19 protein-coding genes, 1 tRNA gene and 1 rRNA gene are annotated in these 15,209 nt (G+C 38.6%); 16 read left to right on the top strand and 5 right to left on the bottom strand.

Annotated elements, in window-relative coordinates; all coding sequences use genetic code 11:
- Window positions 1-3 precede the first annotated feature (3 nt).
- The 6 genes from M3189_RS09365 (at window position 4) to M3189_RS09340 (ending at window position 5,510) form a co-directional block, all read left to right on the top strand.
- Complete coding sequence (locus tag M3189_RS09365; RefSeq protein WP_251633606.1) at window positions 4-1,002, top strand: branched-chain amino acid ABC transporter permease; 999 nt, start codon at window positions 4-6, stop codon at window positions 1,000-1,002.
- A gap of 12 nt (window positions 1,003-1,014) precedes the next feature.
- Window positions 1,015-1,194 (top strand): hypothetical protein, encoded by a 180-nt coding sequence (locus M3189_RS09360; protein ID WP_251633605.1) that lies wholly within the window; start codon window positions 1,015-1,017, stop codon window positions 1,192-1,194.
- A gap of 17 nt (window positions 1,195-1,211) precedes the next feature.
- Window positions 1,212-2,225 carry a 3-oxoacyl-ACP synthase gene (locus M3189_RS09355; protein ID WP_251633604.1) on the top strand — a complete coding sequence of 338 codons (1,014 nt, stop codon included), beginning with the start codon at window positions 1,212-1,214 and terminating at the stop codon, window positions 2,223-2,225.
- Window positions 2,207-3,127, top strand: coding sequence for an intracellular short-chain-length polyhydroxyalkanoate depolymerase (gene phaZ / locus M3189_RS09350; RefSeq protein ID WP_251633603.1), 921 nt, complete (start codon window positions 2,207-2,209; stop codon window positions 3,125-3,127). Before M3189_RS09355 ends, phaZ begins: the two co-directional genes overlap by 19 nt.
- Window positions 3,124-3,864: a 3-oxoacyl-ACP reductase FabG gene (gene fabG / locus M3189_RS09345; protein ID WP_251633602.1), complete on the top strand. Its 741-nt coding sequence runs from the start codon at window positions 3,124-3,126 to the stop codon at window positions 3,862-3,864. Before phaZ ends, fabG begins: the two co-directional genes overlap by 4 nt.
- A 146-nt stretch (window positions 3,865-4,010) precedes the next feature.
- Window positions 4,011-5,510 carry an acyl-CoA synthetase gene (locus M3189_RS09340; RefSeq protein ID WP_251633601.1) on the top strand — a complete coding sequence of 500 codons (1,500 nt, stop codon included), beginning with the start codon at window positions 4,011-4,013 and terminating at the stop codon, window positions 5,508-5,510.
- A gap of 35 nt (window positions 5,511-5,545) precedes the next feature.
- On the opposite strand, the gene M3189_RS09335 is transcribed toward M3189_RS09340, so the two are convergent.
- Both M3189_RS09335 and M3189_RS09330 read right to left on the bottom strand, forming a co-directional pair.
- Window positions 5,546-5,845 carry a spore coat protein gene (locus M3189_RS09335; protein WP_251633600.1) on the bottom strand — a complete coding sequence of 100 codons (300 nt, stop codon included), beginning with the start codon at window positions 5,843-5,845 and terminating at the stop codon, window positions 5,546-5,548.
- Window positions 5,842-6,048 carry a hypothetical protein gene (locus M3189_RS09330; protein WP_251633599.1) on the bottom strand — a complete coding sequence of 69 codons (207 nt, stop codon included), beginning with the start codon at window positions 6,046-6,048 and terminating at the stop codon, window positions 5,842-5,844. Before M3189_RS09330 ends, M3189_RS09335 begins: the two co-directional genes overlap by 4 nt.
- 161 nt (window positions 6,049-6,209) lie before the next feature.
- On the opposite strand from M3189_RS09330, the gene M3189_RS09325 reads away from it, so the two are divergent.
- The 3 genes from M3189_RS09325 to M3189_RS09315 are packed head-to-tail and all read left to right on the top strand — an operon-like array spanning window position 6,210 to window position 7,911.
- Window positions 6,210-6,386, top strand: coding sequence for a spore coat protein (locus M3189_RS09325; RefSeq protein ID WP_435368081.1), 177 nt, complete (start codon window positions 6,210-6,212; stop codon window positions 6,384-6,386).
- Between the two features lie 13 nt (window positions 6,387-6,399).
- Window positions 6,400-6,759: a spore coat protein gene (locus tag M3189_RS09320; protein ID WP_251633597.1), complete on the top strand. Its 360-nt coding sequence runs from the start codon at window positions 6,400-6,402 to the stop codon at window positions 6,757-6,759.
- 15 nt (window positions 6,760-6,774) lie between these two features.
- Window positions 6,775-7,911 (top strand): zinc-dependent alcohol dehydrogenase, encoded by a 1,137-nt coding sequence (locus M3189_RS09315; protein ID WP_251633596.1) that lies wholly within the window; start codon window positions 6,775-6,777, stop codon window positions 7,909-7,911.
- A gap of 46 nt (window positions 7,912-7,957) precedes the next feature.
- Here the strand turns inward: M3189_RS09315 and M3189_RS09310 are convergent, their stop codons facing one another.
- Window positions 7,958-8,848: a selenium metabolism-associated LysR family transcriptional regulator gene (locus M3189_RS09310; protein WP_251633595.1), complete on the bottom strand. Its 891-nt coding sequence runs from the start codon at window positions 8,846-8,848 to the stop codon at window positions 7,958-7,960.
- Between the two features lie 167 nt (window positions 8,849-9,015).
- Here M3189_RS09310 and M3189_RS09305 point away from each other — a divergent pair, with 167 nt between their 5' ends.
- The 6 genes from M3189_RS09305 to M3189_RS09280 all read left to right on the top strand — a co-directional run bounded on the left by M3189_RS09305 (window position 9,016) and on the right by M3189_RS09280 (window position 13,550).
- Window positions 9,016-9,255, top strand: coding sequence for a sulfurtransferase TusA family protein (locus M3189_RS09305; protein ID WP_353057412.1), 240 nt, complete (start codon window positions 9,016-9,018; stop codon window positions 9,253-9,255).
- 43 nt (window positions 9,256-9,298) lie between these two features.
- Window positions 9,299-9,661 (top strand): DsrE family protein, encoded by a 363-nt coding sequence (locus M3189_RS09300; RefSeq protein ID WP_251633593.1) that lies wholly within the window; start codon window positions 9,299-9,301, stop codon window positions 9,659-9,661.
- Between the two features lie 15 nt (window positions 9,662-9,676).
- Window positions 9,677-10,390: a sulfurtransferase TusA family protein gene (locus M3189_RS09295; RefSeq protein WP_251633592.1), complete on the top strand. Its 714-nt coding sequence runs from the start codon at window positions 9,677-9,679 to the stop codon at window positions 10,388-10,390.
- Between the two features lie 15 nt (window positions 10,391-10,405).
- A complete protein-coding gene (locus M3189_RS09290; RefSeq protein ID WP_251633591.1) occupies window positions 10,406-11,575 on the top strand; it encodes a cobalamin-independent methionine synthase II family protein in 1,170 nt (389 codons plus the stop codon).
- A 22-nt stretch (window positions 11,576-11,597) separates the two neighbouring features.
- A complete protein-coding gene (locus tag M3189_RS09285) occupies window positions 11,598-12,050 on the top strand; it encodes an OsmC family protein (RefSeq protein WP_251633590.1) in 453 nt (150 codons plus the stop codon).
- 132 nt (window positions 12,051-12,182) lie between these two features.
- A complete protein-coding gene (locus M3189_RS09280) occupies window positions 12,183-13,550 on the top strand; it encodes a DEAD/DEAH box helicase (RefSeq protein WP_251633589.1) in 1,368 nt (455 codons plus the stop codon).
- 33 nt (window positions 13,551-13,583) lie between these two features.
- Here M3189_RS09280 and M3189_RS09275 read toward each other — a convergent pair.
- A tRNA-Ala gene (locus tag M3189_RS09275) sits at window positions 13,584-13,656 on the bottom strand.
- Window positions 13,657-13,737: 81 nt separating this feature from the next.
- Window positions 13,738-14,433, bottom strand: coding sequence for an MgtC/SapB family protein (locus M3189_RS09270; RefSeq protein WP_251633588.1), 696 nt, complete (start codon window positions 14,431-14,433; stop codon window positions 13,738-13,740).
- A gap of 574 nt (window positions 14,434-15,007) precedes the next feature.
- On the opposite strand from M3189_RS09270, the gene M3189_RS09265 reads away from it, so the two are divergent.
- A 16S ribosomal RNA gene (locus M3189_RS09265) occupies window positions 15,008-15,209 on the top strand; the annotation flags it as partial.

The following is a 15,209-nucleotide window of genomic DNA, read 5'->3' as shown; positions in this document are numbered from 1 at the left end:
AGTATGAAGTGGATTGTAAATAATAGAATAAATGCTATTTATATCATCATTGCTGCCTTTTTGTTTCTCTTGCCTTTCGTCTATGAATCTAGAAATATGTTAATCCTGTTAACCCAAATTTTTGTATTTGCCATCCTTGCGATGAGCTATGATTTATTATTAGGCTTTACCGGAATTGTTTCCTTTGGTCATGCGATGTTTTTTGGTATCGGGGCCTACTCGATTGGGATATTCATGAAGCGTTTTGAGCCAACGATGCTTCATTTTATTTATGCGGTACTGGCAACGATTCTTATCACGGCAATCGTAAGTTTTATTGTTGGTTTACTTACCCTGCGTTTGAAAAGCCACTTTTATGCGATGTTAACCATGGCATTAGCTGGATTGTTTTTAGTGTTAGCGGAAAAATGGCGGACCTTAACGTTTGGAAATGATGGATTTACTTTTCGAGTGCCGGAACTGTTTATCGATCGGACTAATTTTTACCTCATCTGTTTGGCAGCAATGATTGCTACTTTTATGATTTTAAAACGCTTTACCAACTCCCCTCTTGGGAGAGTGCTTCAGGCCATTCGGGAAAATGAACAAAGAACAGAATCTTTAGGTTATCAAGTATTACATTATAAGATTGCTGCTAGTGTTGTTTCAGGTGTTTTAGCCGGGATTGCTGGGATTTTTTATGCAATGTCACTTCGATATGTGAATACAAGTGTATTCACAATGGATATTACCTTAGACGCTTTATTGATGACCATTATTGGCGGAGTAGGCACTTTAGTTGGTGCTATTATTGGTGCAGGATTAATTGAATTTGCACACGATGGATTAACGGAGCTGGCAAAAGAACATTGGATATTTGAACGCTGGATTATTTTCTTTGGCATCATTTATATTTTGGTTGTTATTTTCTTTCCGCTGGGTATTGTGGGGACACTAAGGAAATTCACTTGGAAACGAAAAAAACAGCAACCTGCTAAGAAAAAAGAAAATTTAGCAGGTTAGAGGGAGGCTTAAGTGGAACCAATACAAATTGCTTCCTTCATCGTTCGTTTTCAACTAGCATCTATTGACATAGAGACTGGTAAAAAGCAATGGAGGATTAAGGTTACCCATGTTCAAGAAGAGTGGGAAACTTTATTTGAGAGTATTGAAGAAGCTACTGCTTTTATGCTGTCGATGGTAGAAGACACTTAATCAAGGTGGTGGATGTTTTGCAAATAGGAATCGTAAGTACGGGTCTTTATCTCCCTCAGGATTATCTAACCGGAAAAGAGATAGCAGAAAAGGCTAGTATTCCTGCTCATATTGTTGAAGAAAAGATGGGAATTAAAAAGAAGTATGTTCCTGGGCCTGATGATCATACGTGTCAAATGGGAATCATTGCGGCAAAGGAAGCAATTAAAAATGCAGGAATCGACCCAATGGAAATTAATGTAGTTATCTATATTGGGGAAGAGCATAAGGAATATCCACTTTGGACGGCTGGAATTAAACTACAGGAAGCTGTTGGAGCCTTAAATGCCTGGGCATTCGATGTTGCTTTAAGATGTGGAACGACCGTTATGGCGCTTAAGGTAGCAAAGAGCTTGATGATGGCAGATTCCACAATCCAAACTGTGCTGCTAGCAGGGGGATATCGAAATGGGGATTTCATCGACTACCAGAACCCAAGGACGCGTTTTATGTTTAATCTAGGTGCAGGCGGCGGTGCCATTCTGTTGAAAAAGGGTCACAATGAGAACCTCTTGCTAGAAACGGAGCTGCTGACAGATGGAACATTCTCTGAGGATGTTGTTGTTGTTAGTGGCGGTACCAAAAATCCAATTACAAAAGAAGCGATTGATCAGCGGCTAAATATGCTGGATGTCCTTGATCCTGAGGGGATGAAACAGCGTTTGGAACAGAAATCAATGGCTAATTTTCTGAAGGTAGTTCGGGAATCTGTAAGAAAAAGTGGATACAAAGAGGAAGATATCTCATTTATAGCCATGCTTCACATGAAAAAATCTGCTCATGAATATGTATTAAAAGAATTAGGTTTATCACACCAGCAATCAATCTATCTGGAGGACTATGGTCATATCGGTCAGATTGATCAAATATTATCTCTTGAGCTTGCCGTAAATGAAGGGAAGTTAAAAGAGGGTGACATTGTCGTTTTAGTTAGTGCTGGGATTGGCTATGCCTGGGGAGCCTCTACAATTAAATGGGGAAGGGTGATGTAATGGTTAATGTGACGATGAAAGAGGTAAAGTTAACAAATGGAGAAACAATAGCCTATCGAGAAAGGGAAGGCGGTGATAAAAAGGTTTTATTAATCCATGGAAACATGACTTCTTCTAAGCACTGGGACCTTGTCCTAAATAATATGTCTGAGGAATATAAGTTATATGCTTTGGATTTACGAGGATTTGGAAAATCCAGCTACAATAAACTTATTACTTCGATCAAGGACTTTTCAGATGATGTTAAGCTCTTTGTCGATGAAATTGACTTAAAGGATTTTGCAATTGTGGGTTGGTCAACAGGTGGTGCTGTCGCTATGCAATTTGTTGCCGATAATCCAGGTTATTGTACTAAGCTGATTTTATTAGCTTCAGAATCTACTAGAGGGTATCCGTTTGACGGAAAAACGAATGTGAATGACGAACCTCGAAGATTTTTCGCCTATGAAGATATTAAACGTGACTTAATTCGGACCATACCTGTTCAAGCTGCCTATGACACGAATAATGTCGACTTATTAAAACTAATATGGAACGCTGTTATTTATACAAAAAATCAGCCTGCACCTGAGCTGTATGACGAATATGTTCAGGATATGAGAACACAGCGAAACTTAGCCGAGGTACATCATTCTAACAATACGTTTAATATCAGTCATCATCATAATGGATTGGTAGAAGGGAATGGACTGGTAGATCAAATTAATGTACCTGTCCTTGTATTAAGAGGTGACCGTGATTATGTTGTTAGTGCTGAAATGACAAAAGAATTAGTAGAGGATTTAGGAGCAAAAGCTAAGTTTGTAGAGTTAAAGGATTGTGGGCATTCTCCCCTTGTTGATGACTTACCTCAATTACTAAAAGAAATGACAAAATTTTTAAAGAATGAGGTGTTCAAATGAGATTAAAAGACAGAGTGGCTCTTATTACTGGTGCGGCAAATGGAATTGGCTTAAAAGCTTCAGAAGTATTTGCCAAAGAAGGTGCGAAGGTGGCCATGGCTGACTTTAATGCAGAACAAGGTGAAAAGAGGGCACAAGAATTAAGGGAAAAGGGATATGAAGTAACTTTTTTTCAAGTGAATGTAGCACAGCGTTCCAGTGTAGATGCAATGGTTGAGAAAGTCCGAGAAGTCTACGGAAACATCGGAGTCCTTGTAAATAATGCAGGAATTACAAAAGATGCCATGCTTTCAAAGCTAACTATCGAGGATTTTCAGGCTGTTTTGGATGTAAATCTTACAGGAGTATTTCATTGTACACAGGCTGTATTGCCTTCGATGATTGAAAATGGAAAAGGAAGAATTATTAATACCTCTTCTGTTTCAGGCGTGTATGGAAATGTTGGCCAAACGAATTATGCGGCAACCAAAGCAGGTGTGGTCGGCATGACGAAATCATGGGCAAAAGAGCTTGGGCGCAAAGGGATAAATGTGAATGCGGTTGCTCCTGGTTTTATCGAAACAGGAATGACAGCGAAGGTTCCTGAAAGAATATTAGACCAAATGAAACAGATGGTTCCGCTGTTAAGGCTGGGGAAACCAGAAGATATCGCAAACGCCTACTTGTTTTTAGCATCCGATGAATCAAATTATATAAACGGAACAGTTCTTCATGTGGATGGCGGGATAATGATGTAATTAAAAAAGCGGAAGCGCTTCTAGGCGCTGGAGCTAGATTGAAAAAGAGCGGCCTTTTAGGTCGCTTTTAGCCTAACACTTGTAACTTTGATGTAACTAAAATTCTGTAAGATGTTCTCATCTAGTTGTGAAGGAGAGATTGAACAGTGAGGTGGGAACTTGACTGGCTTGAAAATAGAGCAAGGTTATCGCCAAATAAAAAGGCAATTATAGATGAAGATAAAAATAAATCCTGGACCTTTGAAGCAGTAAATAAACGTTCGTCCTCAGTGGCTGGATGGTTAAAGAGTCAAGGTGTGAAAAAAGGGGATCGGGTGGCGCTTCTATCGCCAAACGATATTAGTTATTTTGATTTGCTGTTTGCATGTGGAAAAATTGGCGCCATCTTTGTTCCACTAAATTGGCGGCTGTCTGAACAAGAATTAAATGAAATATTGTTGGATTGTTCACCGTCATTACTTGGTATCCATCACAAGTTTGAGAACATGTATACCTCTCTACAGGCTGTAGTACCTTGTTCTTTTTATGTTGGAGAATCTAAATATGAAGAGACTGCGACATTGTTTGATAGCAGTACTCATTTAGAACCAATCTCAGAACAGGACCCCTTTGCCATAATCTATACAGGGGGAACAACCGGTAAACCAAAAGGAGTGGTGTTAAGCCATCAATCCATTCAATGGAATGCGATAAACACAATTCTTAGCTGGAATTTATCAGAAGAGGATGTAACGATCAACTATATGCCGATGTTTCATACAGGCGGACTAAACGCATTGTCGCTTCCAATCTTAATGACCGGCGGGACGGTTGTTATTGGGGATCAGTATACTGGACAAAAAGTGGTACATTCCATACAACGGTACAACTGTACAATTATTCTCCTTGTACCAACGATGTACCATTTACTCATTCAAACAGAAGAGTTCCAGAGAAGTGAATTTCCATCGATGAAAGTATTTTTATCAGGTGCGGCCCCATGTCCATTTCACGTATATGAAGCCTTTCAGAAAAAAGGCTTAGCTTTTAAAGAAGGATATGGATTAACGGAAGCTGGCCCAAATAATTTCTTTATAGATCCCGAAGAAGCGCAAGTGAAACGGGGGTCCGTTGGAAGACCAATGTTATTCAATGCAATTAAACTGGAAAAGGAAGATGGTCAAGAAGCCGCCGTTAACGAGGTTGGGGAACTTTTAATAAAAGGAAAACATTCCTTCTCACATTATTGGAATAACAAACTTGCAACACAAGAAATAAAGTTAGAAGGCTGGATTCATACAGGAGACTTGGCAAAGAAGGATGAAGATGGATTCCATTATATTGTCGGAAGAAAAAAGGATATGATCATCACGGGCGGTGAAAATGTTTATCCACTTGAGATTGAACATTGGCTTGCATCTCACCCTGAGGTTGATGAGGTGGCAGTAATCGGACTCCCGGATGAAAAATGGGGGGAACTTGTTGCAGCCTTTATCGTACGAAAACATCCTCAACCGTTAGATGAGCAGGAGCTAAAAGACTATTGTGAGAGAAAATTAGGCAGATATAAAATTCCGAAGAAGTTTATCTCTTTAAACGAACTTCCAAAAACTCATGTTGGAAAAATCGATAAAAAGAAGTTAAAAGAATTAAGTACACAAATTTAAAAGGAGCACCCAAGCTAAACGGGTCCTCCTTTTCTTCATTTCTGCGCAAGTTTTAAGGCGGTATCCGTAATAGTCAGGTCAACCTGCAGCTGCTCACTTAAGTTATGCGGGTGATAGAAGCCTCTAGCAATCATATAGTTGGTGATTTTTTCATGTGTTGCAATGGCAGCATTTAATTGTTCTCTTAAGGTAGCTTTTAATTCTGGGGTGCCTGTTTCAGTAATTGCAACCGCATAATTTCTTACTCCTGCTTTAGCGGAAATAAGAAAATCTGTTGCAATTACCTGGTCTGTCATTCCGCCCATTCCCATTAAATTTTGGATTAGCTGATTCATGCTTGATCACTCCTATCAGTTAAAAACTTCTGGAGTTGCTGTATATGCTGTTTCCCATTGACAGCATCTTCAGATAGAATGGCTTTCAATTCTGGATCTTGGGCTAAAACACTCATGGTAGTAACCTTCGTTAAACTTAGATTTTTAAAGGTTAACAATTCATGAAGGTCAAGCGTCTCGTGAAGACCAAGGTATTTTGTCATCGATATTCCTCCAAAACGAACAGACTTAATCCTCTATATATTTTCTAAGTCTAATGAGGTTTATTCATTTTTGCATAAAAGGAAATAAGAATAGGAGAAAATAGAGACAGAACCTGGAGGTGAGTGTGTTGGTCAATGAAACCCTAGCCTTACATGAAACAATGGAGACACATGAGATTCTAAACTTTAAAACAGTTTGCTTACTTAGGTCAAAATTAATGCAGGGCATTTGCTTCGATAATGAGTTAAAAGCACTTATGGAAAAGGATGTTCAGCAATCCATTAAGGATATTAATGAAATCGTAGGTTTTTATAAAAACAGCCAATTGCTGCAATAAGCGAGGTGAAAGTATGGAAGATTATTTAGATCCTAGAAATGCAGAGGGGATGCCGAGTTTAGCTGATTCGGCATTTGCTATGGACTTTTTATTATCCGTAAAAAATGGGATTCGTAATTATGGATTTGCGATTACAGAGACCGCTAACCCAGAACTAAGAAGAATTTTTCACAAGCAAATGGAAGCTGCTATCGATTTGCATACTGAAATAGCTGATTTAATGATAAAGAAGGGCTGGCTGCATCCACATAATTTTAAAGAGCAGTTCCCGGTTGATATGAAGGCAGCAGAGACAGCGGTTCAGATTGCAAAGCTTAACCTTTACCCTAACGATACAGATCGACAAGGGATGTTTGCTACACCAAACCAATAAAAGGAGGGGATAGAGATGAAGGCTGTTACATATCAAGGAATTAAGAATGTTGAAGTTAGGGAAGTGAAGGATCCAAATATCAAGAATCCAGATGATATCATCGTTAAAATTACTTCATCCGCTATTTGTGGATCTGATTTACATTTAATTCATGCGATGATTCCTAATTTGCCAACAGATTATGTAATAGGTCACGAGCCAATGGGAATTGTTGAAGAAGTTGGTCCTGAGGTTACAAAGTTAAAAAAAGGGGATCGGGTCATTATCCCATTTAACGTAAGCTGTGGACACTGCTGGTATTGTACTCACGATTTAACCAGTCAATGTGATAATGGTAATCCTCATGGGCAAGGAAGCGGGTTCTTTGGTTATTCAGAAACAACAGGAGGCTATGCTGGCGGGCAGGCAGAATACATGCGGGTTCCTTTTGGGAACTTCACACCATTTAAAATTCCGGAAAATTGTGAAGTGGAGGATGAAAAGCTTGTGCTGCTTGCTGATGCCGCACCGACTGCCTATTGGAGTGTGGACCATGCTGGGGTAAAGCCAGATGATACCGTCATTGTTTTAGGCTGTGGACCAGTAGGGTTGCTGGCACAAAAGTTTGCTTGGCTAAAAGGTGCGAAAAGAGTCATTGCTGTAGACTACATTAATTACCGCCTCCAGCATGCGAAGCGGACAAATAAAGTTGAAATAGTTAATTTTGAGGACCATGAAAATGTGGGAGACTATCTGTTGGAAATTACTAAGGGCGGAGCAGACATTGTCATTGACGCAGTGGGAATGGACGGAAAGATGACCCCGATGGAGTTTTTGGCAACGGGAATGAAGCTTCATGGCGGAGCTATGGGTGCGATTGTAATTGCCAGTCAAGCAGTACGAAAGGGCGGAACGATTCAACTTACGGGTGTTTATGGGGGAAGATATAATGCTTTTCCACTTGGGGACATCTTTCAGCGCAACGTCGACATTAAAACGGGGCAGGCACCGGTTATTCCTTATATGTCATTCCTGTACAATATGATTAATGAAAGAAAGATTGATATCAGTGACATCATTACCCATGTCTTGCCACTCGAGCAAGCAAAGCATGGATATGAAGTATTTGATACAAAAACAGAGGATTGTATAAAAGTTATTCTTAAACCATAACAAAAACGGGGCGGAGTTTTTCTGACCCGTTTTTTCGTGTTTAGCTTTAAGGTTTAATCAATTCAGGAGCACTTTCAATAAATAATTTAGATAACATTGATTGGGTTTTGTTTTGATTATAAACGAGATAGAAAAATCGTTCATTATCGAATCCATTAATTTCATGAATTCTAAGTAACTTTCTATCGTAGTATTCCCTTGCAGCCATTTCCGAGATAATTGCTATGCCAATATCCTGGAGTACAAACTGAATTAAACTTTGTCCACTTTCTGTATAGGCAACAATATTCATTTGGTCTTTTGTAATTTGATTTTTCGTCAAAAATTTTTCAATAAGAGAATTCGTTCCAGAATCAGAATTTCGCATAATAAAAGGAAACTGTAAGAGATCATGGATATCAACAGAACCAACAATATCAGAATGATGTGATGTTATAAGGACTAAACTTTCTTTAAGTAAGGGAATATAGCATAGCTTTTCGTTTTCATATTTTTCACCTATAATACCGAAATCCACAGAGCCATTTAAAACCTTATCGGCCACATTTTTTGAGGAGGATTGGTTAATATGAAAGGTTGCTTTTGGGTATTGATTTCTAAATTGCTTGACCATTTTTGGAACCATAAATTGCCCAGGTACTGAGCTTGCGCCGATTCGAATCATTCCTCTAAGCTCGGTCACACCCTCCTTTAAGTCCAACATTGCTTGGTCCTTCATTAATAAAAGCTTCAGCGCCCACTGATACAAACGCTCTCCAGAGGGCGTAAGAATGTTCTCTCTCCCTACTCGATCAAATAGACTTACATTTAAAGTTCTCTCAAGTGTTTGAATATGGGAACTGACTGTTGATTGACTTAAAAAGATGTCTTCGGCTGCTTTAGAAAAGCTTTTATGCTCAACCACCTTCGTAAAGACAAACAATTGGTGTAGATCCATTAACTTACCACCTTTGTATTCATAGAGTCGATTTATATTCATCGGTAGAATAGATAAATTGAATTTATCTTATCATAACATTTTTTTATAATAGAAATGAACAGTGGTTATGAACAGTTTTTGAAATAAATACTGTGAAAATATTACTAATTGATAGGAGCTATATTATGTCACTCCAATATATACCAGATCATATTTATGATGCTGGACCTACAGGGTGTGGGGAGCTGATTATGAATCTGTTCCTAATGATGAAAAAGTTGAATAGCAGTCAGATTATTGAGGTTATTTCTTATGACCCAGGTGCAAGGGAAGACATCCCCGCTTGGTGTAGAATGCAAAAACACACTCTGCTAGATCGTAAGGATTTTGGGAAAATCAGTTATTACTATATTGAAAAAGGCTGATTCTAGTCTTTTACATAAAAATGAATACTCGGAGGAATTTATTATGGCAGGAAAATTTTTAGTTAGTTTAACAAATGCAAAGAACAACCCGGACAAAGCGACAGTCGGTTTTGTTGTAGCAAATGCAGCAGTTGCGTCTGGTCAGGAAACAGTTGTGTTTCTAAACGTTGAAGGCGCTTACTTAGCGGCGAAAGGATATGCTGACGATATTCACGAGACAGGATTCGCACCTTTAAAACAATTAATGGATAACTTCGTTGAAGCGGGCGGAACGCTTTGGGTTTGCAGCCCTTGTTACAAGAAAAGAGAGTTGGATGAAGAAAACCTAGTTGAAGGTGCAACCATTGTTGGTGGAGCGAAATTAGTAGAGTTCCTTAGCCTGGGTGCAGCCTCCATTACCTATTAAGCGCAGGTGAAGAATATGGAAAATGCACATGCTGTCTGTGATGGCGGTGACTTAGATTGTGGCTCGGGCTTACTATTAATCATAAAACAAGCAATGGACCCGTTAAACAATGGTCAAATTCTTGAAGTCCGAAGCAGGGAGAGAAGTGTTGCCGAAGACCTGCCGGCCTGGTGCAGAATGGTTAATCATGAATTTCTTGGTTCAAATCCAGGTGATAATACAACTTGTTACTTTATAAAAAAAGGAACAAATGAGGCTGAACTAGAGAAGGATTTACAGGCTGCAAAAGGGTATGAATGGAGTGTACGGGTCCGAGGAGAAAAGGATTTATCTGTAAAAATTCATTCGCGAAACCATACATTCTCAGCAGGGCAGCCTGTAGACTTCAGCCCAAAAGTTCCTGCCCCTAGTGCTATTGATTACTTACTCGCCTCATTAGCTTCCTGTTTAACTGTTGGGTACAAAGCACAAGCTTCGCGAAAAAATATTGTGATTGATAATCTGGAATTATCATTAAAAGGCGGCTTAGAAAACGTCTTATTCCATATGGAGTTAGAGGATGTTGGAAGTCCGAAAGTCAGCCATATTGATGGTACCTTTTATGTTTCGTCACCAGAACATGAAAATGTGTTGGAAGACTTATGGATGAATACACTTGAGAGATCACCGATTTATCAAACTCTTAATCAAATGATAATGATTGATATTAAACTTTCAATTGTATTTTAACAAGGAGGATAATACGTGAAATTACCTCAATTCCCGACCACTGTTATTGGCAGCTGGCCAAGATCGAATGAAGTAAAACGAGCAATGCGTGATAAACGTGCCGGTAGAATAAGTGAGGCAGAGTTCGATTCTATCGCTGACCAGGCTGTATTAACATGTTTAAAATGGCAAGAGGATGCTGGAATCGATATTGTTTCCGATGGAGAACAGAGGCGGGACAACTTTATCTCATTTGTTGCCGAGCATTTACATAATGTAAAGATGCTAACGGTATCTGAGCTTCTTGATTATGTTGAGGATAAAGCAAGCTTTGAGGAAATACTCGGAACATTAGATGTTCCAGCTTTCTCAATGTCAAATCCGGCAGCAACCGGGAAAATTAGCCGAAAAAAATCATTAGCACTTAATGACTTTTTATTTCTTAAAAAACATACAAACAAAGCAGTGAAAGTTGCACTACCAGGTCCCTACCTGCTAACAAGATCGATGTGGGTGGAAGGATTGTCAAAGGAAGCCTATCCGACAAAAGAGGATTTGTCAGTAGATATTATTAAAGTTTTGCGAGAAGAACTGGAAGATTTGATTTCAGCTGGTGTTGAATTCGTCCAATTTGATGAGCCAGTCTTAACAGAGCTTGTATTTACCAAGAAAAATGCAAATAGGACCTTTATGTGCGGAGCGTTGACAGCAAAGGCTGATGCAGAGGAAGAAATTGCGTTCGCTTTGGATCTAATGAACCAGGTTACAGCTGGAATGCTAGGAAGAGGAACAAGGGTTGGTGTTCATGTTTGTAGAGGTAATTGGAGCACTCAAGAAGAAGTCTTGTTAAAAGGTCCATATGATCTGTTGGTTCCTTATTTTTCTAATGTGAATATTGATCAATTAATACTTGAATATGCAACGCCTCGTGCAGGTGAGATTGACTCTATTCGCAATTTTGGTGAGAAAGAACTGGGATTCGGTATTATCAATCCTAGAACGGAAGCGATTGAGACTGTTGAGGAAATTCTAGCCCGGGTGCAGGAAGTTAGAAGTTATTTACCGGATGAAAAAATATTTTTAAATCCTGATTGTGGATTTGGAACATTTGCACAACGTCCAATGAATAGTGAAGAAATTGCCTTCGAAAAATTGAAAGTGATGTCTTCTGCTGCAAAAAAATTACGGGAAATGGTAGTAGTATAAATGATAGAAGGCAGGTAATAGAATGGGACAAATGATGAATATTAAAGTAGAAGGAAAAGGTACTATAATGCGGACAGATATGGCTGCAGGAAAACATACAATCGCGATTGATGAGCCCATATCATTTGGAGGCAGGGATTCTGCAATCGACCCTATGTCTACACTTCTAGCCTCCCTTATTGGCTGTGAAAATGTAATGGCTCAGTTAATTTCAAAAGAAATGAAATTTGACCTTCAAGGAATTTCTTTTGAGGTGGAAGGAAATTTAGATGTAGCGGGGTTAATGGGGGATTTAACAGTAAAACCTTACTTTCAAAATGTCTTGGTAAAAGCATTTTTAGAAACATCAGAGCCTGATGAGAGAATTGAAGAGTTACAAAAAGCAGTAGATTTACGCTGCCCTGTTTTCAGAACCTTAAAGGATGCGGGAATACCGATAGAAAATCATTGGGTAAAAGCAACGGTTATAGCTTAATCTTATTTAAGATCTTATCACATTGATAAGGTCTTTTTTTTGGAATAAAAGAATATTTGCCTTTTTATTGTTAAACCTTCAATATTAATAAGACAAAAATTATTGTTATAGATAGAGAAAGTAGGGATATTTTTGCCTGATTTTATATCATTAGGTATTTCTGAATCGACCGTAAATAAGTTAAAGGAATTCGGTGTAGCAAAACCGACACCCATTCAAGAAAGGGCAATTCCATTCGTAATAGGTGGTAGAGATGTTATTGCACAGGCGCAAACAGGAACTGGAAAGACATTCGCCTTCATACTGCCCATATTAGAAAAAATTAATCCACTTGCTTCACATGTACAAGCACTTATTGTGACTCCAACCAGAGAATTGGCATTACAAATTACCGAGGAATTTGAAAAGTTGACCAAAAATATTGATGGAGTTGATGTGCTTGCAGTTTATGGGGGCCAAGATGTTGAAAAGCAGCTAAAGAAGCTAAAGAAAAATGTTCAAATCGTTGTTGGGACACCTGGAAGACTGTTAGACCATATTAGAAGAGGGACAGTTAACTTATCAGAAGCTTCATTGCTAGTTCTCGATGAAGCAGACCAAATGCTCCATATAGGTTTTCTGAATGAGGTTGAGGATATTATCAGGGAAACACCTAAGACTCGTCAGACTATGCTCTTTTCTGCAACAATGCCTGAGGAAATACGGACACTAGCGAATAAGCATATGCGTAAACCTGAATACATCCAAGTTGAGAAAACGCAGGGACCAGCAGCAAATGTTAAACTAATTGCCATTCATACCATTGACCGAGCAAAGCAAGCAACATTAATTCAATTGGTTGAAACACATAGACCGTATTTAGCTGTTATATTTTGTAGAACCAAACGCAGAGTCTCAAAGTTATATGAGGTTCTTAGATCTCACAAATTTTTATGTGATGAGCTGCATGGTGACCTATCACAAGCCAAAAGAGAGCAAGTGATGAAACGTTTCCGGGATGGGGATATTCAATTGTTGATAGCGACGGATGTCGCAGCAAGAGGACTTGATGTTGAAGGAGTGACACATGTATTTAATTATGATATTCCTCAAGATGCTGAGAGCTTTGTCCATCGGATTGGAAGAACAGGAAGGGCTGGCACCAAGGGGTTAGCTATCACTTTTTACTCTTCAGATGATCGTCCAACACTTGATATGATTGAAAAAGAGCTTAATATTACAATTCAAAAACAAAATCTAGATAATAGTGAAGGTAAGCAAGATAATAAAGCAGGTTCAGCACAGACATCAGTAAAAAAGGGTTATTCGAATAAAAACAGAGGTAATGATCGTAAAACAGAGCTGAAAAATGATGGTGGTAATGCACGTACAAGAAAACAAAGAGAAGGCACGCCAAAGGGAACTAAAGCAGGTTCTGTTAAGGGGAAACGTCCGAATGTAAGACCCGGGGATAAGAGAAGAACCCAATCGGATTCTAGTAAAAGTAGAAGAATGACATAAAAAAACCCTTGCGAGGCAAGGGTTTTTTTAAAATGGAGACTATCGGGATCGAACCGACGACCTCTTGCATGCCATGCAAGCGCTCTCCCAGCTGAGCTAAGCCCCCGTATGTGGTACAAGAAAATTATATCTTTCTCATACCAATCTTGCAATAGTAATTTTTACTTTTTCTACAGTTAAGAGTAAATTAACCCATGCTTTCTATTTCAACCTTATGAACGCCATCTAATTTTGAAACAGAATCATACACTTCGGTAGTTTTTTCCCGATAATCTACCGCTATTAATATCTGCACGAGATGGTCGCCGTTATCTAAATCCTTTATGCGGAGCCTTCGGATAATATATTTTCTGCCCATAATAAATGAAATTGCATCTTCAATTTGAATTTTATCTCTAATAAATAATTGAAGGCTAATTTCTTTTTCGCGCAATTGCTTTGGCCCAATGAACTTCATGACATAAGGTACCAACTCTACGCTAATAATTAGTAAGGCGACACCTACAAACGCTTCGATAAAGAAACCTGCTCCTACAGCAATACCAATTCCAGCTGCTCCCCAAATCATTGCAGCCGTTGTTAAACCGGAAATACTATCATTTCCCCGTCTAAGGATTACACCTGCACCTAGAAAACCGATGCCAGAAACAATTTGTGCAGCAAGACGCAGAGGGTCCATGGTGATTTTTACATTATCTGATTCAGGAAACATATAAGCAGATTCTATTGAAACAATTGTAAGTAGGCAGCTCACCACAGATATTACAAGGCTCGTCTTAAGTCCTACAGGTTTTCTCTTTAATTCGCGTTCAAGCCCAATAATAAGTCCTAAAATTGCTGATATACCAAGCTTTAATAATATATCGTAATCAACATTCTCCATTGACTTCACGTCCATTACTATTGTGTTTAATGATAAATAGAATATAGTTATTACTATTATACGATATTCCAGCGATGATAAATAAAGAAATATTACTTATTACTGAAATTATGCTTTCTTCCTTTGTACGTCTAAACTTTTATAAGTTCTTACTAATTACATATACATAAATGGTTTGAATTATGAATCCACCACTTATCTGATTTATCTTTTGACTGTTAAATACTCTTTATTCTTTTCAAAATGCTAAAATAAATGGTTATTTAACTTCCAACTAGAAATAAAGGAATCAAAAAAAATTATAAATTATATTGCAATCATTTTTCGAACATGTTATATTAAATCTCGTCCTCACGAGTGAGTCACACAACGAAAAAAAGAAATTAAAAAAGTTGTTGACACCGACATGAAGGATATGTTAAATTAGTGAAGTCGCTTTCGAGCTTACTTAATCGGACGGGCTCATTAGTGAAAGAATTTGTTCTTTGAAAACTAAACAAACAAGAACGTCAACAAACAATTTTTTAGCTTTTTATAAAAGCTAAGCCAACGTAACAAATGAGCTATATCAACTTTCTTGGAGAGTTTGATCCTGGCTCAGGACGAACGCTGGCGGCGTGCCTAATACATGCAAGTCGAGCGAATCAAGAGGTGCTTGCACCTCTTGGTTAGCGGCGGACGGGTGAGTAACACGTGGGCAACCTGCCTGTAAGACTGGGATAACACCGGGAAACCGGTGCTAATACCGGATAATCCTTTTCCTCTCATGAGGAAAA

The sequence above is a fragment of the Neobacillus niacini genome (assembly GCF_023715415.1).
Taxonomy (GTDB): domain Bacteria; phylum Bacillota; class Bacilli; order Bacillales; family Cytobacillaceae; genus Neobacillus; species Neobacillus niacini_C.
Note: the sequence above shows the minus strand (reverse complement) of the source record. Positions and strands in the feature narration are given on the sequence as shown.

What these genes read in the sequence shown, in the direction of transcription:
- M3189_RS09365 (WP_251633606.1), top strand. Translation starts at nt 4, where the DNA reads ATGAAGTGGATTGTAAATAATAGAATAAATGCTATTTATATCATCATT.
- phaZ (WP_251633603.1), top strand. Translation starts at nt 2,207, where the DNA reads ATGGGGAAGGGTGATGTAATGGTTAATGTGACGATGAAAGAGGTAAAG.
- fabG (WP_251633602.1), top strand. Translation starts at nt 3,124, where the DNA reads ATGAGATTAAAAGACAGAGTGGCTCTTATTACTGGTGCGGCAAATGGA.
- M3189_RS09335 (WP_251633600.1), bottom strand. Translation starts at nt 5,845, where the DNA reads ATGAATCAGCTAATCCAAAATTTAATGGGAATGGGCGGAATGACAGAC.
- M3189_RS09330 (WP_251633599.1), bottom strand. Translation starts at nt 6,048, where the DNA reads ATGACAAAATACCTTGGTCTTCACGAGACGCTTGACCTTCATGAATTG.
- M3189_RS09325 (WP_435368081.1), top strand. Translation starts at nt 6,210, where the DNA reads ATGGAGACACATGAGATTCTAAACTTTAAAACAGTTTGCTTACTTAGG.
- M3189_RS09320 (WP_251633597.1), top strand. Translation starts at nt 6,400, where the DNA reads ATGGAAGATTATTTAGATCCTAGAAATGCAGAGGGGATGCCGAGTTTA.
- M3189_RS09315 (WP_251633596.1), top strand. Translation starts at nt 6,775, where the DNA reads ATGAAGGCTGTTACATATCAAGGAATTAAGAATGTTGAAGTTAGGGAA.
- M3189_RS09310 (WP_251633595.1), bottom strand. Translation starts at nt 8,848, where the DNA reads ATGGATCTACACCAATTGTTTGTCTTTACGAAGGTGGTTGAGCATAAA.
- M3189_RS09305 (WP_353057412.1), top strand. Translation starts at nt 9,016, where the DNA reads ATGTCACTCCAATATATACCAGATCATATTTATGATGCTGGACCTACA.
- M3189_RS09300 (WP_251633593.1), top strand. Translation starts at nt 9,299, where the DNA reads ATGGCAGGAAAATTTTTAGTTAGTTTAACAAATGCAAAGAACAACCCG.
- M3189_RS09295 (WP_251633592.1), top strand. Translation starts at nt 9,677, where the DNA reads ATGGAAAATGCACATGCTGTCTGTGATGGCGGTGACTTAGATTGTGGC.
- M3189_RS09285 (WP_251633590.1), top strand. Translation starts at nt 11,598, where the DNA reads ATGGGACAAATGATGAATATTAAAGTAGAAGGAAAAGGTACTATAATG.
- M3189_RS09270 (WP_251633588.1), bottom strand. Translation starts at nt 14,433, where the DNA reads ATGGAGAATGTTGATTACGATATATTATTAAAGCTTGGTATATCAGCA.